The 207-nt window shown below is 71.0% G+C and carries 1 pseudogene; it reads left to right on the forward strand.

Features of this window, described 5'->3' with window-relative positions:
* Positions 1–207 (forward strand): annotated as a pseudogene (locus AC5RWD_RS23425) (L-serine ammonia-lyase); the annotation flags it as partial.

Here is a 207-nt window from a genome sequence, read left to right on the forward strand (position 1 = left end):
CGATGACGGCGATCCTGCTGGGCCTGGAGGGCTTCCACCCGGAGCTGATCCTGCCCGATGAGGTCGAAGCGCGGCTGGCGTCGATCGCGGAGACCGGGACACTGCAGCTCGCCGGCGCTGGCGCTGGCGGTGGGAACGGGGTTCCGCTGCCCTATGGTGTGGCGGACATGGTGCTGCGGCCGCTGACGGTTCTGCCGCGGCACACCA

It is taken from the genome of Arthrobacter sp. CMU6 (assembly GCF_059090205.1).